Annotated in this window: 23 protein-coding genes; 10 read left to right on the forward strand and 13 right to left on the reverse strand. The window is 54.7% G+C overall.

Annotated features, from left to right (window positions below; all coding sequences use genetic code 11):
* Positions 1-103 precede the first annotated feature (103 nt).
* Both MKX51_RS30075 and MKX51_RS30080 read right to left on the reverse strand, forming a co-directional pair.
* Positions 104-958 (reverse strand): SDR family oxidoreductase, encoded by an 855-nt coding sequence (locus tag MKX51_RS30075; RefSeq protein ID WP_340994925.1) that lies wholly within the window; start codon positions 956-958, stop codon positions 104-106.
* A gap of 128 nt (positions 959-1,086) precedes the next feature.
* Complete coding sequence (locus MKX51_RS30080) at positions 1,087-1,671, reverse strand: NAD(P)H-dependent oxidoreductase (protein ID WP_340994926.1); 585 nt, start codon at positions 1,669-1,671, stop codon at positions 1,087-1,089.
* Positions 1,672-1,792: 121 nt separating this feature from the next.
* On the opposite strand from MKX51_RS30080, the gene MKX51_RS30085 reads away from it, so the two are divergent.
* Together MKX51_RS30085 and MKX51_RS30090 are read left to right on the forward strand one after the other, a co-directional pair.
* On the forward strand, positions 1,793-2,227 hold the full coding sequence (locus MKX51_RS30085; protein ID WP_340946237.1) for a MarR family winged helix-turn-helix transcriptional regulator: 435 nt from the start codon (positions 1,793-1,795) through the stop codon (positions 2,225-2,227).
* Between the two features lie 106 nt (positions 2,228-2,333).
* On the forward strand, positions 2,334-3,368 hold the full coding sequence (locus MKX51_RS30090) for a C40 family peptidase (RefSeq protein ID WP_340994927.1): 1,035 nt from the start codon (positions 2,334-2,336) through the stop codon (positions 3,366-3,368).
* A 100-nt stretch (positions 3,369-3,468) separates the two neighbouring features.
* Here MKX51_RS30090 and MKX51_RS30095 read toward each other — a convergent pair whose 3' ends face one another.
* Entirely contained in the window at positions 3,469-3,810 is a 342-nt protein-coding gene (locus tag MKX51_RS30095; protein ID WP_339312045.1) for a zinc ribbon domain-containing protein YjdM, read from the reverse strand.
* Positions 3,811-4,024: 214 nt separating this feature from the next.
* On the opposite strand from MKX51_RS30095, the gene MKX51_RS30100 reads away from it, so the two are divergent.
* Together MKX51_RS30100 and MKX51_RS30105 are read left to right on the forward strand one after the other, a co-directional pair.
* Positions 4,025-4,993 (forward strand): catalase family peroxidase, encoded by a 969-nt coding sequence (locus tag MKX51_RS30100; protein ID WP_340994928.1) that lies wholly within the window; start codon positions 4,025-4,027, stop codon positions 4,991-4,993.
* 133 nt (positions 4,994-5,126) lie between these two features.
* Complete coding sequence (locus MKX51_RS30105) at positions 5,127-6,014, forward strand: diacylglycerol/lipid kinase family protein (RefSeq protein WP_340994929.1); 888 nt, start codon at positions 5,127-5,129, stop codon at positions 6,012-6,014.
* Between the two features lie 63 nt (positions 6,015-6,077).
* Here MKX51_RS30105 and MKX51_RS30110 read toward each other — a convergent pair whose 3' ends face one another.
* The 3 genes from MKX51_RS30110 to MKX51_RS30120 all read right to left on the reverse strand — a co-directional run bounded on the left by MKX51_RS30110 (position 6,078) and on the right by MKX51_RS30120 (position 8,284).
* Positions 6,078-6,953, reverse strand: a complete 876-nt coding sequence (locus tag MKX51_RS30110) for a phosphotransferase family protein (RefSeq protein ID WP_340946228.1) — start codon at positions 6,951-6,953, stop codon at positions 6,078-6,080.
* A 225-nt stretch (positions 6,954-7,178) separates the two neighbouring features.
* On the reverse strand, positions 7,179-7,661 hold the full coding sequence (locus MKX51_RS30115) for a DinB family protein (RefSeq protein ID WP_340946226.1): 483 nt from the start codon (positions 7,659-7,661) through the stop codon (positions 7,179-7,181).
* Between the two features lie 77 nt (positions 7,662-7,738).
* The gene (locus MKX51_RS30120; protein WP_340946225.1) at positions 7,739-8,284 is read right to left on the reverse strand and encodes a hypothetical protein; all 546 of its coding nucleotides are present in this window, start codon (positions 8,282-8,284) and stop codon (positions 7,739-7,741) included.
* Between the two features lie 120 nt (positions 8,285-8,404).
* Between MKX51_RS30120 and MKX51_RS30125 the strand changes: the two genes are divergently transcribed.
* Entirely contained in the window at positions 8,405-9,319 is a 915-nt protein-coding gene (locus tag MKX51_RS30125) for a phosphatidate cytidylyltransferase (RefSeq protein ID WP_340946224.1), read from the forward strand.
* Between the two features lie 74 nt (positions 9,320-9,393).
* On the opposite strand, the gene MKX51_RS30130 is transcribed toward MKX51_RS30125, so the two are convergent.
* The 3 genes from MKX51_RS30130 to MKX51_RS30140 are packed head-to-tail and all read right to left on the reverse strand — an operon-like array spanning position 9,394 to position 13,069.
* Positions 9,394-11,622 carry a carbohydrate-binding domain-containing protein gene (locus MKX51_RS30130; protein WP_340994930.1) on the reverse strand — a complete coding sequence of 743 codons (2,229 nt, stop codon included), beginning with the start codon at positions 11,620-11,622 and terminating at the stop codon, positions 9,394-9,396.
* A 27-nt stretch (positions 11,623-11,649) separates the two neighbouring features.
* Positions 11,650-12,333, reverse strand: a complete 684-nt coding sequence (locus MKX51_RS30135) for a DUF4956 domain-containing protein (protein ID WP_340994931.1) — start codon at positions 12,331-12,333, stop codon at positions 11,650-11,652.
* Entirely contained in the window at positions 12,326-13,069 is a 744-nt protein-coding gene (locus MKX51_RS30140) for a polyphosphate polymerase domain-containing protein (protein WP_340994932.1), read from the reverse strand. Before MKX51_RS30140 ends, MKX51_RS30135 begins: the two co-directional genes overlap by 8 nt.
* Before the next feature lie 165 nt (positions 13,070-13,234).
* Here MKX51_RS30140 and MKX51_RS30145 point away from each other — a divergent pair, with 165 nt between their 5' ends.
* Together MKX51_RS30145 and MKX51_RS30150 are read left to right on the forward strand one after the other, a co-directional pair.
* On the forward strand, positions 13,235-13,912 hold the full coding sequence (locus tag MKX51_RS30145) for a response regulator transcription factor (protein ID WP_340994933.1): 678 nt from the start codon (positions 13,235-13,237) through the stop codon (positions 13,910-13,912).
* Complete coding sequence (locus tag MKX51_RS30150; RefSeq protein ID WP_340994934.1) at positions 13,912-15,189, forward strand: sensor histidine kinase; 1,278 nt, start codon at positions 13,912-13,914, stop codon at positions 15,187-15,189. Before MKX51_RS30145 ends, MKX51_RS30150 begins: the two co-directional genes overlap by 1 nt.
* A gap of 62 nt (positions 15,190-15,251) precedes the next feature.
* On the opposite strand, the gene MKX51_RS30155 is transcribed toward MKX51_RS30150, so the two are convergent.
* Both MKX51_RS30155 and MKX51_RS30160 read right to left on the reverse strand, forming a co-directional pair.
* The gene (locus MKX51_RS30155) at positions 15,252-15,470 is read right to left on the reverse strand and encodes a hypothetical protein (protein WP_340994935.1); all 219 of its coding nucleotides are present in this window, start codon (positions 15,468-15,470) and stop codon (positions 15,252-15,254) included.
* Between the two features lie 71 nt (positions 15,471-15,541).
* Complete coding sequence (locus MKX51_RS30160) at positions 15,542-16,807, reverse strand: YncE family protein (protein ID WP_340994936.1); 1,266 nt, start codon at positions 16,805-16,807, stop codon at positions 15,542-15,544.
* Between the two features lie 148 nt (positions 16,808-16,955).
* Between MKX51_RS30160 and MKX51_RS30165 the strand changes: the two genes are divergently transcribed.
* Positions 16,956-17,603 (forward strand): Vat family streptogramin A O-acetyltransferase, encoded by a 648-nt coding sequence (locus tag MKX51_RS30165; RefSeq protein WP_340994937.1) that lies wholly within the window; start codon positions 16,956-16,958, stop codon positions 17,601-17,603.
* A gap of 90 nt (positions 17,604-17,693) precedes the next feature.
* On the opposite strand, the gene MKX51_RS30170 is transcribed toward MKX51_RS30165, so the two are convergent.
* Positions 17,694-18,761, reverse strand: coding sequence for a polysaccharide deacetylase family protein (locus MKX51_RS30170; protein ID WP_340994938.1), 1,068 nt, complete (start codon positions 18,759-18,761; stop codon positions 17,694-17,696).
* A gap of 395 nt (positions 18,762-19,156) precedes the next feature.
* Between MKX51_RS30170 and MKX51_RS30175 the strand changes: the two genes are divergently transcribed.
* The gene (locus MKX51_RS30175; protein WP_340995759.1) at positions 19,157-20,782 is read left to right on the forward strand and encodes a cellulase family glycosylhydrolase; all 1,626 of its coding nucleotides are present in this window, start codon (positions 19,157-19,159) and stop codon (positions 20,780-20,782) included.
* A gap of 138 nt (positions 20,783-20,920) precedes the next feature.
* On the opposite strand, the gene MKX51_RS30180 is transcribed toward MKX51_RS30175, so the two are convergent.
* Entirely contained in the window at positions 20,921-21,505 is a 585-nt protein-coding gene (locus MKX51_RS30180) for a TetR/AcrR family transcriptional regulator (protein WP_340994939.1), read from the reverse strand.
* 218 nt (positions 21,506-21,723) lie between these two features.
* Between MKX51_RS30180 and MKX51_RS30185 the strand changes: the two genes are divergently transcribed.
* Positions 21,724-22,833, forward strand: a complete 1,110-nt coding sequence (locus MKX51_RS30185) for an NADH:flavin oxidoreductase (protein ID WP_340994940.1) — start codon at positions 21,724-21,726, stop codon at positions 22,831-22,833.
* Positions 22,834-22,840: the final 7 nt, after the last annotated feature.

Below are 22,840 nucleotides of genomic sequence, written 5' to 3' on the forward strand. Positions count from 1 at the left end.
AATTCAGGTTTGGATCACCATCCCGCAAAAAAAAGCTGCCCGCCGGTATAAAACACCGGAACGGGCAGCCTCTTGTAATAATATAACCTGCTTGCAGATTGAGTTACGCCAGCAATGCGCGAACACCTTCACTCAGCGGGGTAAGCGGACGGTTCAGCAGCTTCACGAGGTCGCCGCTCTCGATATTCAGCGCGCCATCACGGATGGCTGCCTGAATGGCAACGACGATCGGCAGCGCCGCTTCCGGCACGCCTGCACCTGCCATAATCTTCGCATAGGCGGTGTCATCCACCTGCTGCACGGCCACCTCCTGGCCCAGAACCTCACCGACCACCGCTGCCAGCTCTGCCTGGGTAAGCGGAGTACCGGACAATTCGTAGATGACACTCTCACGGCTCTCTCCAACCAGAACAGCAGCAGCCGCTTCAGCATAATCACTGCGCAATGCCCAGCCTACCTTGCCGTCTTCGGCTGAGGTCAGCCAAGGAGCGCCGGCCTTCACGGCCTGAATGGAGCCGACTTCGTTCTCCAGGTACCAGTTGTTGCGCAGGAAAGCATACGGAATGCCGGATTCACGGATGAACTCTTCTGTCGCACGGTGTACCGGCGCCAGGAACAGGGAGCTGTTATCGGCATCGCCTACACTGGTGTAGACGATGAAGCCTACACCTGCACGGACAGCGGCGTCTACAGCTGCCTTATGCTGGCGGATACGGGTGTCATTGTCGCCGTCAGCCGAGACGATCAGCAGGCGCTCCACTCCGGCAAAGGCGGTGTCCAGCGTCTCCGGCTGATCGAAATCACCATGACGGACATCGACCCCGCGCGCCTTCAGTGCTTCTGCCTTCTCCGGGTTTCTGACACTGGCTACAATATTCCCAGCGGGTACGGTCTTCAGCAGAGTCTCTGCTACGATGGAACCAAATTTGCCTGTTGCTCCTGTTAATGCGATTGTCATCTCTAATTCCTCCATTTGGGTTCTTGTATTTCAATCTCAGCTATAAGCTCTCGTTGACATCGGTAATCATCACTCATGTAACCATTGTAGTTACAAGTTGGCCGGATGTCAAATAGATTGTTCAAGATTCACACCACCGTCTTGAAATAGCGGTAGATCTGCTCCAGCTTCTTGCTGTGCTTCCCCTTCTTACTCTCCATGTTACCGAATTCGAAGAACTTCACCTTACGGATGCCCACGTAGTTGAACAGGGCTTTGCGCATCAGTATCTTATGCGAGTTCCCCAGCCATAGCAGCGGGTAGTGGGTCGGCCCCTTCATGCTGGAGATGCAGATCACGCTCTTCCCCTTGAGCAGCCCCTCCGGCAAAAGTCCGCCCTTATCCCGGTAGGCGAAGCCCGATGCAAACATCCGGTCGATGTAGCCCATCAGCATCGCTGGCGGGCGTCCCCACCAGATCGGATAGACCAGGACGATCTGATCGGCCCACAGCAGCTGCTCCCTGTACTCTGCCAGCTCCGGTTCCCGGTACATATCCCGTCTGCGCCGATTCTCATTGAACACCAGGACCGGATCGAATCCGGCCTCATACAGATCAAGCACCTTCACTTCCGTAATCTTCGCATTCTCCTTGCTGCCGCGCAGCACTTCCTCCAGGAAGGCGTAGCTCAGGCTCTTATGGTTCGGATGGGTGTAGATCACAAGTGTATTCATTAGTGGTATTCCCCTTTAGTTGTCATTTGATAACCAAAACATAGCACAGCCGCGAATTACTTGTCAAATGATAATTGTTTTTTGATAATTATTCTGGTATTGTGACCTCTGAGGTGATCTTATGGACAACAACCATCTATTCCAGAAATTCATAGCCTTCACTGCCGCCGTCCATCAAATAACGAACAATATTTCCAAAGATGTGAATTCGGACGGCTTAACGCCGTTGCAATATAAGATTATCGAATACATCGCCGTCAGCCAGCCCGTTACGCTCAGCGAGATCAGCGACTGCATGAACATGTCGATGCCCAATACGAGCCGGGAGCTGAAGAAGCTCAGCGAAAAAGGGCTATGTACCCGCATCACCGACCCCGCTGACCGCCGCAGGCAGGGAATTACGCTCTCCGCCGCAGGCGAGGCGTTGATGAATGAGGCGTTCTCGCAGATAGCCGTGCGGTTCGAGCAGCGCATCGCCGGCCTGAGCGCTGAGGAACGCAAAGAGACCGAGTGGGCGCTCGATCTCTTGCAGCAGAAGGTATTTTATTTGAGCTGAGGAACTATCCTGTCTCCATATTCCTGCCAACAATTGGCACAAAACCAATTCACACCAATCGCGTCTAACTGGAGAGAGTTAAATCTATCCATAAGGTGATGAATCCATGACAACAAGAACGACTATGCTGCTGTCTCTGCTTGGACTGGCCCTGTTATTGCCAGAGCGCGTCCATGCAGATGCAGCCCCTTCACCCCAGCCCATCTCCATCTACCTGGACGGGCAGCAGCTCCAGCCGGAGACCCGGCCGCTGAACATCAGCGGGACTGTACTGGTTCCTATGCGCGGGCTGTTCGAAGCCCAAGGGGCCGAGCTCTCCTGGGACAATGCAAGCAAGACGGTAACCGCCGTCAAAGGCGGCACTGCACTCACCTATACCTTAGGCTCGTCCACAGCTCTGCTGAACGGGAAGACCTCCCAGCTGGCTGTACCGGGACAACTGTCGCAAGGCTACAGTATGATTCCCCTGCGCTTCGTCAGTGAAGCCCTGGGCAGCGAGGTGAGCTGGGAGCCGGCTTCGGGCTCCGTCCTTATCTCCTCGGCGGCTGCCTATGAGACCTCGGTCACCTGGGGGGTCAACCTGCGCAGCACCCCGGATGCCGGGAGCAGCGCCACCAGTCTGGGCCTGCTGCCCGCCGGAAGCAAGGTTCATGTCATCCGTGAGATTGATGCCCTCTGGCTGGAGGTGCGGACCGCAGATCATGTAAGAGGATATGTATCTTCCAAGCCGAAATTCACGGATTACAGAAGCCCCTCGCTACTGCAGAAGCAGGGAGAGGCAGTGATTAACGAGGGCCGGAAATACCTGAATACCCCCTATGAATTCGGCGCTTCTCCTGACCAGACGGATACGTTCGACTGTTCTTCTTTTGTGAAGCGTGTGTTCGGGGATACGCTCGGGATTGAGCTTCCCCGCGTCTCTTACGATCAGGCACAGGAAGGCCGGAAAGTTGGCGTGGGCGAGCTGCGCACCGGAGATCTGCTGTTCTTCACCGCCAGGGGTCTCGACATCGGACATGTAGCCATCTATGCCGGAAATAACCGGATCCTGCATACCTACTCCAAGGAGCAGGGTGTACATATGGAGGATTTCAGCAGTAAGTGGAAGCAGCGGTTTGTTACCGCGCGGCGGATTCTATAACGGGGGAGTTCGGGAGTTCGGGAATCCTCTGTAACAGTTGGAAAAAAGGCACTGCCAGAAATAAGTGCCTTATTTCCTTCTCTTCCGGTCCTGCTTCATGCTATGCCTTGCGCACAAACTCCGATTTCAGCTTCATTGCGCCGAACCCGTCGATTTTGCAATCGATATCATGGTCGCCTTCCACCAGCCGGATATTCTTCACCTTGGTGCCTATCTTCAGAACGGACGAGCTGCCTTTGACCTTGAGATCCTTAATCACCGTTACGGTGTCCCCGTCAGCCAGTACATTTCCGTTAGCATCCTTAACTACCTTCTCTTCTTCACCGCTTGCACTTCCTGCATCCAAAGACCACTCATGTCCGCATTCCGGGCAGACCAGAAGCGCTCCGTCCTCATAGGTGTACACAGAGCTGCACTGCGGGCAATTTGGCAATTCATTCATGATTTCATTTCTCCATTCCTGCTTAAGCATGTGTTATAGGGATAAGTCTGTCTAAGTTTAACATATAACTTGATTTAACTCCGCCCCCTGCCTGATTCAATTTGGTAACCAGGTGGATGTCTACGGGAAGCAGTTTGGATGAGCGATGGAAGTGGTAATAATTAGAAGGTAGCTTGTATACGTTATAAATGACCGTGAAGGAGTGAATGAGGGCATGAATGAATCGGAATCGGAGCACAGCAGCAGCCAGCCTGCCGCAGACACCGGGGAGCATACAGCGCTTGCCGCTGAGGCTGTAGATGCCATAGAGAACCTGTCCGGTATCCATCCCGGATACCGCCGCGCCCATGCGGCGGGAGTCTGCTGCCGCGGCTTCTTCCGGCCGAGCGGGCTGGGGATGGAATTCACGGAGGCTGCGCATCTTCAGGAGCAGCAGGTGAATGCCATTATCCGCTTCTCGGGCAGTTCGACTGATCCGGCACTTGCGGATCTGCTATCCCCTGCCAAGGGGATGGCTGTCCAGTTCACCCTGCCGGATGGCGGGGTTACGAATCTGGTTGGAGTGACCGTCCCTGTCTTTTTTGCGCGGACCCCGGAGTCCTTCATCGACATTGTGCATATGGCCCACCGGCTGCGGACCGGGACACTCGGACCGATTGAGCTGATGAAGGAAATTGTCAGCCACTTCAGCGAGAGCAAGGAAGCTCTGCTTGCTGTGCGGCGGCTGAAGCCGCCTGCCAGCTACGCCGAATGTCATTACTACTGCATACATGCTTATGTGCTGGTCAATGCAGCGGGCAGGCAGCAGCCTGTCCGGTTCGAGTGGGTTCCCGAGACGGGCGTGCGCACACTGACACTGGAAGAGGCTGCGCAGCAGCCGGACCGCTATCTGGAGGATGAGCTGGAGCTGCGCTTCAAGGATGAGCCGGCTATCTTCCAACTGGTCGCTGTTCTTGGAGAGGAAGGCGATGCTACGGATGATCCTACCCGCGCCTGGCCGGAGGACCGCCGCAGAATCGATCTCGGGCGGCTGCATATTTCAGAGATCTGCCCCGATCCGGCATATCTGCTCATGGACCCTACGATCCTTACAACTGGTATGCTCCTCTCGGATGATCCGATTCTTAAGTTCCGCAGTGCGGCCTACGCCGAATCTTATGGGCGGCGGATCGAAGGAAGATAGCTTCTGCCCGCTGTGGCAGCTATACACCGGCCCAGCGCCAAAGGGACACTGCGCCCTTTGGCGCTTTTGATTCAAACGCTATACTTAGTTGGTTAATGGATATTAATCCGGTTACAAGAGAGAGGAGTGCAGTATGCAGCAGGCCATGGTCATCATGAACCCGTCGTCCGGCAAGGCAGAGGCGCGGGATTATATTAGAGCAGCGGAAGAGGTGCTGCAAGGCGCAGGGTATCAGGTTACCGTCCAGGAGACCGCAGGGGAAGGAGATGCAACCGCCTTCTGCCTCCAGGCCTGCGCCGAGTGCTATGATCTGGTGGTTGCCATTGGCGGAGACGGAACGCTCCACGAGACGATGAACGGCCTCACAGATCAGCAGCACCGCCCTACACTTGGCATTGTGCCAATGGGCACCGTCAATGATTTCGCCCGCGCGCTACAGATTCCGCTTGTTCCTGAAGAGGCAATCCAGAGCCTGGCTTCGCCCCGGACCCGAAGAGTCGATATGGGCCGGCTGAATGACCGGCTGTTCGTCAATGTGGTGGCCGCAGGCTCTCTGGCAGGCTCCCTCTCCTCGGTTAGCTCCGAAGACAAGAGCCGGCTCGGGTTCCTTGCTTATCTAAAAGAGGGCATTAAGGAGCTGACCAGCAATACTGCACATACCCTGACGATTACTCACGACGGGGAGATCTGGGAAGGCTCCTCCCCGCTGTTCATTGCTGCACTGACCAATTCCGTGGGCGGCTTCGAGAAGCTTGCCCCTGCCGCTGCCGTAGATGACGGCCTGCTCCATTGCTTCATCGTCAAGGACCTGCACCTGCTGAATTCCGTTACGGTCAGCATCTCCCTGCTGCTCGGCAATCTGCGGAATCATAAGGATGTCATCTACTTCACAGCCAAGGAGGTCACCGTCCGTTCCGCCGAGCCGGTACAGACGAATGTGGACGGCGAGCAAGGTCCGCCGCTGCCGATCCGCTTAAGCACCATTCCGCGCCACATTCAGGTCGTGGTGCCGGAGGACTGAGCAGCTCGGGCGCCTCAGGTGCTCCAGGCTGCAGAATACAGGAATCCGGGAGAAGACTCTTCCTTAGCTGATTCCGTGCAGCTCTGCGAAGTCCTCACCGAGTGTCCATTCCAGACGTCTGACCCATTCACGCTGCACCTCCTTGGGCGCGATCTGCAGGCGGTGCAGGATATTCCATACCCTGTACAGACTCGCCGCCTTCATCTGCTGCGGCGTGAAGGATAACGGGTTAACAGACAGATAGCCCTGCATGAAGGCAGTGTTGAGCAGCGAGGATTGTACGGGATAATGGTGCTTCGTGAACCAGCAGACCCAGGCTACATCATTCAGCGGGCTGCCCCATTCCGCCCATTCCCAGTCCAGCACATGCAGCAGATCATCGGCTTCACAGAGCAGATTATGTACTCCGTAATCGCCATGGGTCAGGACCCACGGAAGCTCCCCGGCCTCCGCCGCAGACAGCAAGTGAAGCGACTGCCTGCCGAGAGCGGCGGGAACGAATTCCAGCTTCTGAATCACCTGACTCAGTGCAGACCTGTTGCTGAGCCGGATCTCTGTCTCTTGCGGCTGATAAGGGCGGGAATGAATCTGGGCAGCCAGCAGCTGCCCCATTCTGCTGTAGATCCGCTCGGCTCTTGTCCAGTCCCTGGCATCCAGAACGGATTGGGCGTTCCCGCCCTGCATGCAGTCCATGATGATGATGCGCTTCCCGTCCATCTCTGCCACCTCATGCACCACCGGGGTATCACAGCTTCCCTGCACCAGCTGCATTACCTGAACCTCATTGAGCGTATCTTCATTGGACAGATTTGTTATTTTGGCTACAAGCGGCGGCTCGGCCCCCGCCATCAGATAGGTGAGATTCGTATATCCCCCTGTCAGCCGTTCAAGCCGGCAGGCATATCTTGCTTCCAGACCTCTGATGATGTTCTCAATCATGATATGAATCCCTCTCTTTTTCCTTCTGTAAGCCTTTATTCCAAGAATATCACATGCTCCATTTCATTACAGATTAAGCTATTCTGCACAAGCAGATCTATGCTGGCGGCCCTCACTGTATGTATGACAAAGAGACCGGCGAGAGAATCCGGCCAGTCTGCTGGAGCCATGCCTCATAGCGGCATAGCGGTCTCCTGCACAGCCAATGCCTGCCCTGGAAGGGGCTTATGCTTGTGGCCTGGCCGGGACGTACAGCTTGTGGATCAACACCATTTGACCTATATGATAGGCATTATGAGTTGCCGCATTGCTGATGATCTCCCACCATGCAGCCGTTACCGGGAAGCCGTCCACCTGTTCCTCCAGCCCTTCCTCAGACAACAGGCTCTGCCAGTTCAAGAGCGTCTGCAGCAGCCTTCCGCGCAGCTCGCTGAACGCAATATCTGCCGGAAGCCTGAAGCTGAGGTTATTATCCTTCACCGGAGGCACAGCGTCCATACGCCCCTCGCGGTACCGGCTCTGCCAGGCTTCATTCCAGTACAGCAAATGCTGGGTAAGCTCAGCTATGCTGCTGACTCCTTCACCGGGCTTCCAGAACGCTTCCTCCTCGGTCACGTTCTCCACAGCCTGCATATAGGGAAGATGCCAGCTGGGATCGTTGGCCCCGGCCAGCAATTGATTGGCCAGCACATCCTTGGCATGAACCATTCCTTCACTCTCCTCTTCTTCGCATTCCGTTATATTTGAAGTGAAGCCCCCTTTCCCTACCGGGAACGAGGACTTCTCTAGTGGCTGGACGGCTTGTATTCGCTCAGCTTACCGTAATAAACCAGATGCAGCCGGTCGCTCTGCCGGAAGTCATCCGGGGTGACGAGCGCAGGCAGCTTGTTCCACAGCTTAATGCCGGAGCGCTCCAGAATCTCGGCCACGAACTGTGAGCAGAAATAGGAGTTGCTGAACTCCACCGGCTCCTTCAGTGCAATGCCGATAACACCGAGGATATTGTAGAGATACTTCTGGCGGCTGCGGATGAAGACCTGGAGCACCCGCTTCATTTTCTCAACCTCACGGTCCGTAACCTGAAGCTCGTAGATGACGCAGGTCGTCTCCGGGTATTTACTGTAGGTGCCTGTGCGGATATCCTCCTTCACGAACCCGCCGTTCAGCGGATTGGCCGGATGCTTCCTTCCAAAGCTGTATAGCTCGGACAGCTCCCGGTTAAACGAGATCGAGGCATGATTATACGGCGCTTTGGTATAGCCCTGAATGAGCTTCGTGAACAGCGTTCCCGTATTGGTGAGCATGATGTACACCGATGGATCTGCTGACATTTACAATATTTCCCCTTATCAAGTCGGTTGTTTTGCTTCATAATAAGCTGGACGCTTTGTCTATTTTAGCATAAAATCCCTGTATTGAATGCCCACCCCGAGACAAGTTGGTGATTGCTGATGAACCGCTCCTTATTCACACTTATTCTTATTATTGCAGTGCTGTCGGTTGTAAATGTACTGTATCTGATTGTCAGCCGGTTGCAGAAGGACAAGGACTATTCCGGCATCGGCTTCCGGATCAGAACCTGGTGGGGCATGGTGTTTATCTTCTGCCTCGCCACGCTGTCCAATGCTGTTGTCTCCCTGCTGTCCCTGATGGTGCTGAGCTTCTTCGCCCTCAAGGAATACTTCTCCATGATCCGCACCCGAAAAGCAGACCGCAGGCTGTTCCTCTGGGCGTACCTGTCCATTCCGCTGCAGTTCTACTGGATCTACGTGGAATGGTACGGGATGTTCATTATCTTCATTCCAGTCTATGTGTTCCTGCTGCTGCCGATTCCCCGGCTGATTAACAAGGGAACGCTCGGCTTCCTGCGCGGTGTCAGCGCGGTGCAGTGGGGACTGATGCTGATGGTCTTCGGGCTTAGCCATCTGGCCTATTTCCAGTTCGCCACGCCGGAATACGGTGCAGGGCTGGTTCTCTTCCTGGTGGTGCTGACCCAGCTCAATGATGCCGTGCATTATCTGGCCTCGCTCTACATCGGCAAGCACCGGATCGTCCCGACCGCGAACCCGAACCTCACCTGGGAGGGCTTCGGCTGTGCGTTCGTGATCACAACGATCGCCTCATATCTGATGTATCCGCACCTCACCCCGCTGAATCCGGCCTTTGGCTATCTCTCCGGCATGCTGATCAGTCTCAGCGGCTTCTTCGGCAGCCTGACAGTCTCCGTCCTGAAGCGGGATCTGCTGATTGGGGACGATGACAAATTCGCTGCCCTTAAGCAAAGCTATCTGAGCCGCGTAGACAGTCTTGCCTACACCGCACCGGTATTCTTCCATGTGATCCGCTACTATTTCGACTTCATGTAGCCGCTGATCACACTTATATTTGTACAAAAACAGAGACTATCCGCTAATGGATAGTCTCTGCTCTGCTGTCCCGCTTAATTCGTGCTTGTACCTGCACTGTCTGGAGCTGTAGTGCCTGCATCGGCCGGCTTCGTGGTGCCCGCGTCGGCTGGCTTCGTAGTACCAGCGTCCGCAGGCGGCGTTCCTCCCTCTCCGCCTGGTCCGCCTCCGGCTCTGTTGCCTCTGCCGCCGCCGAAGCCTCCCGGCCCGCCCATACCGCTGCCGCCTGTGGTTACACCCGATGCATTCACCCAGGTCACCGTACTGGTGATGTCAAAAGCAACGAATTTGCTGCCCCCGCTGTACGTCCCGCCGGTATACAGTCCATCCGCAGCTGTTCCAGTAGAGCTGCCTCCGGTATAGACGGTATAAGAGCCGTCCTTCAGCTCTGGAGCGCTGACCACTACGGTCTGGAAGCTCTTCGCCGGAGCGAAGGTCAGAATGGTATTACCGTCAGCGTCTTCCAGATGAACCATCGTTCCGGCCTGCTGAGTAGCTGCGAATTCCACGCTTACCGAATACTGGCCGGAGTCCTCGCCCGGAGCCTGTGCCATGCCGGAAGCGCCTGCGGCTACCAGGAATCCGCCTGTGATGTTGAAGTTCCCGTCATAATCCAAGGCTCCGTTGCCGGAGTTCTCGGGGCCATTCACAATGACGTTGCCCCCAGTCATAGTCACCGAGCCGTTGGAGTCCAGACCATCGCCTGCGGCATCTACAGTCAGGGTGCCGCCGCTGATGGTCAGCAGGTTGCTGCCGGTGCTGCTGAACGAATCCTGAGCCTGCGTTCCTGCTGCCGTATTGGTATCGTTGCCTCCGGCCACATTGACGCCATCGTCTGTGGCTGTCACATGGATCTCACCGCCGGATATGGTGATGTCCGCCCCTTCTATCCCTTCATAGCTCCGCGTAATATTGACGGTGCCGCCCGATATCGAGACCAGAGCATCGGCGTGAAGCCCGTCATCCCCTGTAGCGATCTGGAATTCCCCATCCGTTACCGAGAGGCTGCTGTTACTGTGCAGCGCATCATCTGCGGCGTCCACCGTGAAGCTTCCGCCGTTCACCGTCAGGTTGCCGCCTGCCTTAATCCCTTTGGCGCTGACGGATTCTGTCTCCGCCGCTGCTGTGGTGTCCGTCTGTGCCGCTGAAGCGGTGTCTGACTGCACCACGGCTGCGGTGCCACTCTCCGCTGCTTGGGGCTGGTCAGCCGCCGGCCCAGCATCCACCGCAGGCGGCGTACCCCCTTCTTCCCCGGGAGCAGGGAAGGCTCCACCCTCCGGACGCTGGCCGAAGCCGCCGCCCATTCCCGGCCCTCCCTGATCGCCGGTCTTCACTTCGGCATTCACATAGCCGCCGCCAGTCACCAGTGTATACGTGCCGCCGTCGATGACAGCAGCGGTTTCCGCTTGAATCCCGTCATTGCCGGCCGTAATATCAAAGGTCCCGCCTGCAATGGCGATGAAGCCCTTGGCGGCATCCTTATCGTTGGTTGATTTGATGCCATCCCCTGCTGCTTGAATCGTTAGATTGCCGTCCTGAATGGCAATCATGTCTTTGCCGACAATACCGTCATCTGCTGCCTGCACTTCAATGGTGCCGGACATGATTTTGAGATCATCCTTGCCGGTGATGCCGTCGTTATAGTTGCCGGTTACCGTCAGCTTGCCGGTGCCGTTAATCGTCAGGTCTGCTTTGCTGAAGAGCGCAGCGCTTGGCTCATCCTCAGCTCCGTCTGCGAATACATAGGCGGCTCCATCCGTCACACTGTTATCCGTCCCTTCCTGCAAGGTGATGACCACTTTGCCGGCTTCCTTGATGTAGACCGGGGCACTATCGCTGTCCGTCAGGTGAGCGCCGTTCAGCACCAGCCTTACGGTCCCTTTGGCCTGCTCATCTACGATAATCTGGCCGTCACTCAGTGTGCCGCTAAGCACATAAGTGCCTGCTTCCGTAATGGTTACTGTGCCTTCTTGCGCTGTGGCGCCTGCACCGTCCACCACAGCAGCAGTGCCAGCCAGAGTTATAGCGGTCGAATCTGCTTCCGTCCAGGCGGTTACAGCATCCTCTTCCTCCCAAGTCACAAGATCTGCCGCCTTCACACTTGCCGGCTGCACAGCGGCAGAGGAACTGCTCTGCACGGCCGCAACTGATGTACCCGCGTTGTTACTTGTATCTGGCGTAGCGGCTTTTGCACTGCATGCCGACATGAGTGCGGCGCATAGCAGCATAAGTCCGATTTTACCGGCTGTTAATCTGTTCTTCATCAGTCATCATTCCCTTCCTGTAGCGGATTAGTATTCATTCATGACAGGTGCCATGGTTAGTGAGAGATCCAGGTTCCCGTTACGTGTGCGGATGGCGTCCAGCAGCTCCTTCTGGCTCGTCTGCTCATCAATCGTTACTGCGTAGACCAGCTCATACAGGCTGCCCAGCTCCGTGGTTCTGATCTTCTTCAGCTCGTAGGCGACATTGAAGGTATTGAAGACCTCCGCGAAGGCCTCCTCATAGCCCAGATTCTCAGGGATCGTTACCTTCAGTGTCTTGTGCATCGACTTCTTAAGTCCAAAGCCCGTACGGTTAAGCACGGTCATCAGAGCGCAGAGGATAAGGGTGAAGAAGACCGCGTAACCGAAGGCCCCTACCCCGCAGGCCAGCCCGGAGGCCATGGTGAACAGGACAAAAGTGATATCCTTCGGATCGCCGGGAGCGCTTCGGAACCGGATGATCGAGAAGGCACCCGCCAGGCTGAAGGCCCGGGCCACATTGCTGCCAATGAGCAGAATAATGATAGCAACAATCACCGGCAGCAGAACCATGGTCAGTGTGAAGCTCTGCGAGTATCCGGCGGGGCTCGTCTTCATGTAGGTGAAGCTGATTAGCCCGCCGAGTATAATGGCGATGACGATGGTTAAGGCAGCATTCGTGAACGTTAGTTCCGAAGTAGACTCCGCTACGGCAAAAATCGAATCAAGCATATCGAACACTCTCTCTTTCTGATTGGCTGTTTCGCAGCATCTTTTTATATTCGTTGCCGTATTTGGAGAAGCTGGTGCGGTACATCTGATGCTCCGACAGCATCCTGGCCAGCCAGACCGGTATGGTCTTCTCGGCCTTCACTTCCATCAGCCATTGCCCCGGCTCCAGCAGCTCCTCGCCATAGACGCCGTGCTCCAGCTTCAGATCATACCGGCGGCAGCGGATGTTGGTGTCGAAGGTGATGCGCAGGTCCCTGTTATTTTTACAGAACATGGCTTTGCGGTCATAGGACAGATACAGCTTCGGCTGCAGCTCATAGCGGGTCAGCAAGTACTTGATCTCCCCGATCACCTGCTTGTTCATATAACTCTTGAATTCAGGCTCTCTGCCGCTCTCGATGAACGCATAGGCCTCTTTCAGCGTCAGTGAGGTTCTCCTCTTGTTGACTAGGCCCAGCACCTTCTTCTTGATCTCCAGATAGACTCTGGTGTCCCCTTCAGGAATGCCGTAGGCCCGGATGCGGAGCTTCTCCCTATACTTCGGCTTCGCCAGGCTGCTGCGGATCAGGGAATTCTGCGGGGTGTCGTAGTACAGATTGGTGATAGAATAAAATTCGTGCTGCTTGTTGTACGCATCGGGCTCCATATATTCCAGCAGTTCGTCATAGAGCTTCAGATAAGATTCGTGGTCGAACAGATACTTGTTCTCGTAGCGGTTGAAGACCTCGATCGCCATAGGGTTCAGATCCTTTCGGGTGAGTATGGGGTGCACTTGCTTATGAATGTATCTTAGCCCCCGAACCTTTAACGAATCTTAAATGGATTAAGGTTGATTAAAGGTCCCCTTGATATAATGGCACCAGCAGCAAGTACCTTACTTAGGAAGAGGATGAGCCATCCCATGAGAATATTAATTGTAGAAGACGAGGTCCATCTGGCGGAGGCCTTAACCCAAATCCTCAAAAAACACAATTATTCGGTAGATGCGGTGCATGACGGCAGAGCCGGTCTCGATTATGCGCAGAGCGGGATCTATGACCTGCTGCTGCTGGATATTATGATGCCGGAGCTGGATGGAATCAGCGTGCTGAAGGAGCTGCGCAGGGACGGAGTCTCCACACCGGTCATTATGCTTACCGCAAAAGGGGAGCTCACCGATATGGTGACCGGACTCGATTATGGAGCAGACGATTATATCGCCAAGCCGTTCGCTTCAGAGGAGCTGCTGGCCCGTATCCGGGCTGCGCTGCGGCGTAAGGGCGAGGTGATTCCTGACGATGCCCTGAAGTTCGGGGATCTGGAGCTGAATACGGCTAACCCGAAGCTGACGGTGAAGGGCAAGGAGATGAAGCTAAATCTCAAGGAGACGGAGCTGCTGGAGCTGCTGATCCTAAGGAAGCAGGCGGTCACCTCGAAGGAGCAGATCATTGAGAAGCTGTGGGGGTTCGATTCCGATGCGGAGCATAATAACGTGGAGGTCTATATTTCTTTTTTGCGTAAAAAGCTGGCCTTCCTGAACTCGGAGGTGCGCATCAGCACGATTAGGGGCGTAGGGTACGTGCTGGAGGGGAGTGCCTGATGTTCAATAAACTCCGAACCCGGTTCCTGATTGTCAATCTGGTCACCATCTCCATCATCATGCTGGTGGCCTTCGCCGCCATCTACATCTTCACGTACCGCAATGTGCAGGGAGACATCGATATGGCGCTCCACCGGATTGCGGATATGCAGCAGCGGGGTCCGGGCGACGGGCAAGGTCCGCGCGGTCCGGGAGGCGGCGGGGGGGCCAGCCCCATGGATAAAGGGCCGATCGACCCTTACCAGCCGGAGCGTTCCGTCTCGTTCACGGTACAAACAGATGCCAGCGGCGCGATGACCCGCAAAGAATCGAAGTTCACGATGGACGATGAACTCTATACCGCCGCACTGAAGGAGGCTCAGGGTATCGGCAAGGATACCGGCCGGTTCACGCTGGACGGCAGCCGCTGGATCTTCATGGCCAAGCCTGTAAGCAGCGGACAACAGTATGTCTTCATGGACATCACCGCCCAGCAGCAGATCCTGACGAACCTGATCTATACCTTCGCGGCTGTCGGCCTGCTGACCCTGGTCATCCTCTACTTCACCAGCCGCTACTTTGCGGGGCGCTCGATTGCGCCGGTGCGGGAGGCTTTTGACAAGCAGAAGCAGTTCATTGCCGACGCCTCCCATGAGCTGAAGACGCCGCTGACGATTATTAACACCAACGCGGATGTGCTGCTGGCGAACAGTGAGGATACGATCCGCAATCAGGCAAAATGGCTGCAATATATCAAGTCCGAGACGGAACGCATGACCCGGCTGACTAACGATCTGCTGTACCTGACGGAGATGGATGACTCCCGGACCGGGAAGCTCCACAGCCGGTTCAATATGAGCGAGGCAGTTGAGAATATTATTCTGACCATGGAGGCGGTCATCTTCGAGAAGAATCTCTCCTTCGACTATGACATTCAGCCCGGGCTTACCGTGCTGGGCAACAACGAGCAGATCAAGCAGGTGGTCATGATTCTGCTCGATAACGCAGTGAAATATACGAATCCCAAGGGCGCTGTACACATCTCGCTCTATAAGCAGAACAGCGATGTCCTCCTCTCCGTCTCGAATACAGGGGAAGGCATAGCTGCGGAGCATCTGGCGCGGATTTTTGACCGCTTTTACCGTACGGATACCTCCAGAGCGCGCAAGCAGGGCGGCTACGGGCTGGGTCTGGCTATCGCTAGGTCCATTGTGGACCAGCATCAAGGAAGGATTTACGTAAAAAGTGTGGTTGGAGCGTCTACGACGTTCTATGTACAACTGCCCAGAATGGCGTAAAGTCTATAATTCCATAAACCAGCCACTTCCTTACGGGAAGCGTGCTGATTTATGGACTATCCTTAAAGGTAGGGGTTCCTTGTTAACCCCGCTGCCGGCATTGTGCATTCTTTTGCCTCCGCCCCGCTGGTGCGGGCCGAGTCTTCAGCGGCACTCTCGTCTGTCTTCAGCAATACAATTATGAATTCGCCGATCCCGGGAACGTATATCCGGGATACAGAATTCTCCCGGTCCATGCCCGACAGCTGTATCATGATATCTTCGGCTGATGTTATTTCCATCCTATGAATCACCTCGCTCGTTAAGATAATGGCCTCAATTGGCATGGCACTGGATTCCTGTTCCTGGACTCCTACGGATTGACGCCCACGGAGAACGGACGCGCGCCAACCAGTATGACACTAATCACAGCCTGAGTGACACCATCAATGACCGATACCGTATTATCATCCTGATTGGTAATATAGATGCGGTTCGTCAATGGATTAGCGCCCGCGCCGTTAGGATTATTTCCGACTGGAATGGTAGTAATCACCGTATTCGTTAACCCGCCAATCACCGATACATTGTCGTCATCCCGGTTTGTTACATAGATGGCATTGGTAGAGATGTTCACTCCCGGCTCAGCCGGAGTCGTGCCGACAGGCACGTTGGTGATCACCGTATTGGTCGCACCATCAAGAACGGATACGGTGTTGCTGGTGAAGTTCGCGACATAAATCCGGTTCGTCAAGGGATCAACAGCCAAACGGAACGGGTTCACCTGCACGGGAATCTGGGTAATAACCGTATTCGTAGCCCCATCAATGACGGTAACGATATCCGAGTTGAATTCAGATACATAAATAGTATTGGTTAAGGAATTCACACCGATCCCCGTTGGAAAAGGAGAACCGCCGGCGGGAATAATGGTAGTCACCACAGTGTTGGTTAATCCGTCAATGACAGTGACCGTATTATCATTGAAATTAGCCACATAGATGGCATTGGTAGCGGTATTCACCGCAACTGCGCCCGAACCATCCCCGGCAGGAATGGTAGCCAGCACCGTATTGGTTAACCCGTCGATAACGGATACGTTGTCACTGTTCAAGTTAGCGACATAAATGCGGTTGGTTAACGGGTTCACAGCTATTCCAGCAGGATTCACTCCTACAGGGATGACTGCGATTACTGCACCTGTAGCACCGTTGATCACAGAAACATCATTGCTGTTGAAATTGGCAACATAGATACGGTTGACGGAGCCTGTGACTCCCCCCTCTTCAGCACCCAGCAGCTCGGCTGAGACCAGACGGTGGGCGGTAACCAGCTGTCCGGCAGAATCCTTGCCCCACACGGAGACTTCGGTCTGCAATTCAGCAGGACCCTCCGTTGTAAAGACAAACTCATAGGCATCCAGATTGGCAAAGTAATTCCTTGTGATCACCTCGTCCGGGGAAACCGTAATAAGCTCGCTTACATACAACGTTCTGGTGAGGGTCAAGTTGTACCCTTGGATCAGAATCGCAGACGGATTCACCGCATCCCGGTTATCAATCTTGACCGTCACCTGTACCGTAGGCCTTACACCGTTCACTGCATTATTCTCAATAGGCCCTGTTGATATAATAGCCATTCCAGCCAAGCCTCCCTAGATAAGAGATTTGCAAACTACCAGTATCTCCTAGTATATGTAAGAACTGCGGCCCCGCTTGGACTATGCTATAGCTAGAATCAAATTATGGCTCTACGACTACCCATTCATGTGAGAAAGGTGTGATCCTATGCATGCTACAGGACCCAATCCAAATGACATCCATCCGAATCCCCAGATCAGACAGGTCCGTTTCATCAAAAATACGCTGACCCGCCCCAACATCATCGCCGGAGACTTCTCCTACTATGATGATCCCGACGAGGCGGTGACCTTCGAGAGCCGTGTTACCCATCACTATGAGTTCATCGGCGACAAGCTGATTATCGGCAAGTTCTGCGCCATCGCCAGGGGTACCGAGTTCATTATGAACGGCGCCAACCACCGGATGGGCTCCGTGACCACCTACCCCTTCAACATTATGGGCGGCGGCTGGGAGCAGGCCACTCCTGCACTTGCCGACCTGCCCTACAAAGGCGACACCGTCATCGGCAACGATGTCTGGATTGGCCAGAATGCCACCATCATGCCCGGTGTGACCATTGGCGACGGGGCGATTATTGCCGCTAATACTACTGTCACCAAGGATGTTCCTGCCTATCATATCGCCGGGGGCAATCCTGCCCGGATTCTGCGGCAGCGCTTCGATGACGAGCTCATCGCCCTGCTGCTGGAGTTGAAGTGGTGGGACTGGAGTCCAGAGAAGATCACCACCCATCTGAAGGCGCTGTGCAGCAGTGATCTGGAGCGGATCAGAAGCCTGGCGGACAAGAGCTGATGATAGGAGTACAGCAAAGGGGACATCCCGTAGGCCATGTAATGGCCGATTGGGATGCCCCCTTGTTGCTAGAGCAGGTATTAGGAACCTTTAGTTAATCTCCAAATAATCAATATAAGCATCCCAAGTTCCGTCATCGGCCGTAACCACCAGCTCAATCACCTGATTGCCGGTTCCATGGCTGACATTGCTGATCGTATAGACTGCAGGGCTGCTTCCCCCGTAGTAAAAGGTCCCCTTCGTCACCCCGCCGATCTTGAGGTCCACCCTGGCCATATTGGCGTTATTGGAGGCCCCGCGCAGGGAGAAATTATGGGTGCCGCTGGTGAAATTCTGGGTGTACTTCACAGAATCATTATTAGCGTATAAGGCAACTCCGGAGAAAGGGGAGCTAATATTCGCGGCATATTGACCGGCCTTGGTCATGCTCTCCGCCTCTACCTTCGTTACAGCGGGACCAGGACCATTGCCGCCATCAGGCGCAACCGCCCTCCCGGTGCTTGGCGAGATCATGCCTGAACACAGGCCGCGATTCTTAAGATTCTGTGCAATCTGCGGTACCGCCTGGAGTGTGGTCTGGTATTGGTCATGCATCAAGATGACATCCCCATTCTTCATCGTGCCCACAGCGGCCACGATCTGGGCGGTTCCCGCTCCGTTCCAGTCCTGGGAATCCACGTTCCAGAGCACTTCGGTAAGGCCGTTCTGGGCCTCGATGGACTTGAGAGTCGCGTTGGTCGCCCCATACGGCGGACGGAACAGCTTCGGAGCGGTGCCGGTAATAGACTGCAGCGTCTGCTGCGTCTGCGTAATCTGAGACGTGACCTGGGAAGCGCCCAACTGTGTCAGATTAGGATGCGACCAGGAGTGGTTGCCGATCCACATTCCTGCGTTCTTCTGGGCCAGTACAAGCGAAGGATTGTTCTGCGCATTCTGCCCGATATTGAAGAACGTGGCGCGCAGGCCATTCTGCTGCAGAGCATTCAGCAGATTCGTCGTGGTGCTTGGATTAGGCCCATCATCATACGTTAGAGCCACGTAGCCGGCCGAGCAATCAGCGGCGAACACCTTCTCCCCGCCCAACGCCAGCGACCCCATAAATAAAGACACGACAAGCGATCCGACAGCTGCCCATTGTATAGCTTTGCTTTTAAACATCCTTCTAATCTCCTCTCGAATGAAATAGTTTCCTGACTGTAACCGTTAAGCAGTAAATCTTAAGGATGAAGCCGCTAAGACTATAACTGTATGTATACGCTCCGTTGTTATCAATCGCTTACATTAGTAATTATAGCAATTATTCCCTTTTTAAGCTAGGTAGTATTCTTACAATTTGGGATAATTAATAGCGGGGACAAGGAGAGATATAACAGGGGCGAGTGCCCACCCCTTCCTGCAACCCCCTCCTGTTTTATTCAATAATTTTCCATAATTTAGACCCGTCCCGGATGAATAGGTTTTCATTTTACCCGTATGATATAAAGTTCGACTTTATCAAGAACCATTTACGAGGAGGAAGATGAATGACCTTTGGTTTCAGGACATTGGGGACAATGCTTTTGGCTTTAACACTGCTTGCAGGTACATCCGCTATTGCAGAACAGCCTGTGAAGGCTGAGGGGGCAGGGAAGCTTTTTTATCACACCTCGGGCAGCCGGATTGTAGACTCGCAGGGGAACCCGGCCGTGTTCAACGGACTGAACTGGTTTGGCTTCGAGACGCCGAACTATTCCCCGCACGGATTGTGGTCGCGTTCCATGGATGATGTGCTCGATCAGGTCCGCGCAGAAGGGTACAACTTGATTCGCCTGCCGTTCAGCAGTCAAATGTTCGATCCGGCTTCCCAGGCCAACAGCATTGATTATGCCAAAAACCCGGACCTGGCCGGTCTGACTCCCATCGAAATTATGGATACCTTAATTGAAAAAGCCGGCCAGCGCGGCATTCAAATCTTCCTGGACCGGCACCGTCCCGATTCCGGCGGGCAATCGACGCTCTGGTATACCGCCGCTTATCCTGAATCCCGCTGGATCAGTGACTGGGTGATGCTGGCTGCACGGTATGCGAATAATCCTACGGTAATCGGTGCGGATCTGCATAATGAGCCTCACGGCACGGCAAGCTGGGGGACCGGTGATCTCAGCACAGACTGGCGGCTCGCGGCCCAGCGGGCAGGGAATGCCATCCTTACGGTGAATCCGCACTGGCTGATCATCGTCGAAGGGATCGAGCAGAATGTGCAGGGTAACACCAGCAAGTACTGGTGGGGCGGCAATCTGACCGGGGTGCGGAATTATCCAGTAAATCTTACGGTACCGAATCAAGTAGTGTATTCTCCGCATGATTACGGTCCCGGGGTGGCGGAGCAGCCGTGGTTCAGCGATCCGGCTTTTCCGGCGAACCTGCCAGCGATATGGGATCAGACCTGGGGCTATATCAGCAAAGAGAACATTGCCCCTCTAATCATGGGTGAATTCGGAGGCCGCAGCGTGGACACCCTCTCGGTTGAAGGGAAATGGCAAAATAAACTAGTCGATTACATCGGCACGAATGATCTCTATTGGACCTACTGGACACTGAACCCCAACAGCGGGGATACCGGCGGTCTACTGCAGGATGACTGGGTAACCTGGAACCGGCCGAAGCAGCTCATGCTGAACCGGATCATGAAGACGGTCACCTTCCCTCCTATTGAGGAGCCCGGCGGCCCCGGGGCAGGACCTGTGACCGCCACTCCGCTCTACCGCAGTGATGAGACCGGCAACAACGTGGGCTCCATCCGGGCCAGTCTCCAGCTGAAGAGCACTTCCACCGTCCCCGTCCCGCTAAGCCAATTCACAATCCGTTACTGGTTCACCCAGGACGGCAGCACCGCCCATACCATGGAGATTGACTACGCCGTCGTCGGCAAAAACAATATCCAGACCACCATCGTCCCGCTCGCGGTCCCGGTCCCGAACGCGGATGCCTACGCTGAAATCTCCTTCAAGGACGGGGCGGGCAGTCTGGCGGCTTCCGGCTCGACCGGAGAGATCCAGTTCCGTATTCACAAGGATAACTATGCGAATTACAGCCAGGCCAACGATTACTCCTTCCGTCCGCTGCTGACCAGCTACACCGCCAATGACCGGATCACAGTCTACCATAACGGAACGCTCATCTACGGGGTAGAGCCGTAACCAAGCGGAAACGGCTACGAGGCTGTCCCAAAAGCAGGTTTTCTACGGCAGAAGATAGTTTTCTTCATTCTTAAAACCACAAAAAGTGAGCAGAGCAGCGATCCTCCAAATGGGAGAATCGCTGCTCTGCGTTTTTGGTCATTGGGGGCTCATGGGAAATCCGCCCGTGATCAGCGGCATGACCCGCTCCGCCAGTTCGGAGGAAGACTCTGATCTTCCCTCCAGATTCCAGCGGTAGGTTACGCCATATAAGGACCAGCTTAGCAGCGTGGCGGCAGTTGCAAGCGGCTTCGAATCTGTAGCCGCAGCTGATCCGGAGATCAGCTGCAGGATAAGTTTCTCGAGATGCAGCTTAATATTCTCCTCCAGCAAGAGAGCTACAGAATCATATCTTTTGAAACAGCGGTGACTGGTTTCATGATAATTACATAATGCTACTATCAGCTCTTGAAGCGTCTTCTCGGTCAACGGTCCTTTGGCATCGACTTTATGGAGGACCATATTCGTAAAGGCATCTAACAAAAAGGCTTCGAACAGCGCATATTTATCCTGGAAATGGGCATAAAAGGTGGTCCTGTTAATCGTAGCTGCTTTGGTAATGTCGCCGACGGTTATCGAGTTGAAGTCCATGATATTCAATTGCCGGACGAAGGCATCCAGAATTAATTGACGGGTCCGAATCACCCGCGGGTCGTTCGGATTGGGGGGAAGTATGCCAGCCATCCAAGGAGCACCCCTTTCAGAAGAGATTATAATCCTCTTATTATAAACATGTGCTCTGTACACAACAAATAGGATCTGCCAATACGACAGTTTTTCCGGCTTCTAGCTTAAGCAACAACTTGCGCAGTTTGTTGGTTGAAGGGTGGACTGGAGCTTGTTACTATTGCATTCATACCCCGCTTTGAGAATAATCATTCAACCTACAGGAGGCGTTAACCATGGCTAAACAACAGGAGCAAATCCACTCACTGGAGACCTTATTTGAACCGTACACGGTTCAACAATTAACTATACACAACCGGATTGTAATGTCACCGATGGCGCGTGCTTTTTCACCGGAGGGAGTACCGGGTGAGGATATGGCAGCGTATTACCGCCGCCGTGCTGAGAATGGGGTGGGGTTAATCATCACCGTTGGTATGATTGACCATCCGGCAGCAAGCAGTGATCCGGGACTGGCTAATCTCTTTGGTGAAGCTGCTCTGAACGGCTGGCGTGAAGTCGTCAGAGCGGTTCATGAGGCCGGCGGTATCATTTTTCCGCAGTTGTCACATATGGGAATGATTCGGCCCATGGGTTCCCAGCCCTACCCGGATTCACCATCGATCGGGCCATCAGGACTCGACATGCAGGGGAACAAGATAAGCGGGCCGATGACAGAAGAAGAAATTGCGGGGGTCATTCAAGCCTATGCCGATGCGGCAGTGAATGCACAGCAAGCGGGCTTCGACGGAATAGAGCTCTCCGGCGGCCACGGCTTGTTGATTGACCAGTTCTTCTGGGAAAGAACCAATCAGCGGACAGACCGCTACGGCGGCGATTTCCTGAAGCGTACCCGGTTTGCAGCCGAAGTTGTCCAGGCCGTCCGCGCTGCAGTCGGACCGGATTATCCGATTTCCATCCGGTTGTCCCAGTGGAAGATGACGGATTACACGGCAAAGCTGGTGGATACACCGGAGCAGCTGGAGCAATTCCTGGATGTGCTGGTACAGGCAGGGGTAGATATCTTCCACATCTCGACCCGCAGGTTCTGGGACCCGGAATTCGCGGGCTCGGAGCTGGGTCTCGCCGGATGGGTGAAGAAGCTTACCGGGAAGACAACGATTGCCGTTGGTTCCGTAGGCATGGACAATGCTCCCGCTGAAGGCGGGGAAGCAGACCATCAAGGGATGGAGGAGCTGCTGAAGCGGCTGGACCACCAGGAGTTCGATCTGGTAGCGGTTGGACGCGCACTTCTGGGCGATCCGGCATGGGCGAAGAAAATCCGTGAGGGCAGGCTGGAAGAGATTCAAGCTTTTACTCCAGAGGCGGCGGCCCAATTGTATTGAATCATAG

The organism is Paenibacillus sp. FSL M7-0420 (assembly GCF_038002345.1).
Lineage (GTDB): Bacteria > Bacillota > Bacilli > Paenibacillales > Paenibacillaceae > Paenibacillus_AQ.

Coding starts and splice junctions, on each gene's coding strand:
- MKX51_RS30150 (WP_340994934.1), top strand. CDS start 13,912: ATGTTCAATAAACTCCGAACCCGGTTCCTGATTGTCAATCTGGTCACC.
- MKX51_RS30145 (WP_340994933.1), top strand. CDS start 13,235: ATGAGAATATTAATTGTAGAAGACGAGGTCCATCTGGCGGAGGCCTTA.
- MKX51_RS30130 (WP_340994930.1), bottom strand. CDS start 11,622: ATGAAGAACAGATTAACAGCCGGTAAAATCGGACTTATGCTGCTATGC.
- MKX51_RS30125 (WP_340946224.1), top strand. CDS start 8,405: ATGAACCGCTCCTTATTCACACTTATTCTTATTATTGCAGTGCTGTCG.
- MKX51_RS30110 (WP_340946228.1), bottom strand. CDS start 6,953: ATGATTGAGAACATCATCAGAGGTCTGGAAGCAAGATATGCCTGCCGG.
- MKX51_RS30165 (WP_340994937.1), top strand. CDS start 16,956: ATGCATGCTACAGGACCCAATCCAAATGACATCCATCCGAATCCCCAG.
- MKX51_RS30085 (WP_340946237.1), top strand. CDS start 1,793: ATGGACAACAACCATCTATTCCAGAAATTCATAGCCTTCACTGCCGCC.
- MKX51_RS30105 (WP_340994929.1), top strand. CDS start 5,127: ATGCAGCAGGCCATGGTCATCATGAACCCGTCGTCCGGCAAGGCAGAG.
- MKX51_RS30100 (WP_340994928.1), top strand. CDS start 4,025: ATGAATGAATCGGAATCGGAGCACAGCAGCAGCCAGCCTGCCGCAGAC.
- MKX51_RS30175 (WP_340995759.1), top strand. CDS start 19,157: ATGCTTTTGGCTTTAACACTGCTTGCAGGTACATCCGCTATTGCAGAA.
- MKX51_RS30095 (WP_339312045.1), bottom strand. CDS start 3,810: ATGAATGAATTGCCAAATTGCCCGCAGTGCAGCTCTGTGTACACCTAT.
- MKX51_RS30080 (WP_340994926.1), bottom strand. CDS start 1,671: ATGAATACACTTGTGATCTACACCCATCCGAACCATAAGAGCCTGAGC.
- MKX51_RS30170 (WP_340994938.1), bottom strand. CDS start 18,761: ATGTTTAAAAGCAAAGCTATACAATGGGCAGCTGTCGGATCGCTTGTC.
- MKX51_RS30135 (WP_340994931.1), bottom strand. CDS start 12,333: ATGCTTGATTCGATTTTTGCCGTAGCGGAGTCTACTTCGGAACTAACG.
- MKX51_RS30140 (WP_340994932.1), bottom strand. CDS start 13,069: ATGGCGATCGAGGTCTTCAACCGCTACGAGAACAAGTATCTGTTCGAC.
- MKX51_RS30090 (WP_340994927.1), top strand. CDS start 2,334: ATGACAACAAGAACGACTATGCTGCTGTCTCTGCTTGGACTGGCCCTG.
- MKX51_RS30120 (WP_340946225.1), bottom strand. CDS start 8,284: ATGTCAGCAGATCCATCGGTGTACATCATGCTCACCAATACGGGAACG.
- MKX51_RS30185 (WP_340994940.1), top strand. CDS start 21,724: ATGGCTAAACAACAGGAGCAAATCCACTCACTGGAGACCTTATTTGAA.
- MKX51_RS30115 (WP_340946226.1), bottom strand. CDS start 7,661: ATGGTTCATGCCAAGGATGTGCTGGCCAATCAATTGCTGGCCGGGGCC.
- MKX51_RS30160 (WP_340994936.1), bottom strand. CDS start 16,807: ATGGCTATTATATCAACAGGGCCTATTGAGAATAATGCAGTGAACGGT.
- MKX51_RS30155 (WP_340994935.1), bottom strand. CDS start 15,470: ATGGAAATAACATCAGCCGAAGATATCATGATACAGCTGTCGGGCATG.
- MKX51_RS30075 (WP_340994925.1), bottom strand. CDS start 958: ATGACAATCGCATTAACAGGAGCAACAGGCAAATTTGGTTCCATCGTA.
- MKX51_RS30180 (WP_340994939.1), bottom strand. CDS start 21,505: ATGGCTGGCATACTTCCCCCCAATCCGAACGACCCGCGGGTGATTCGG.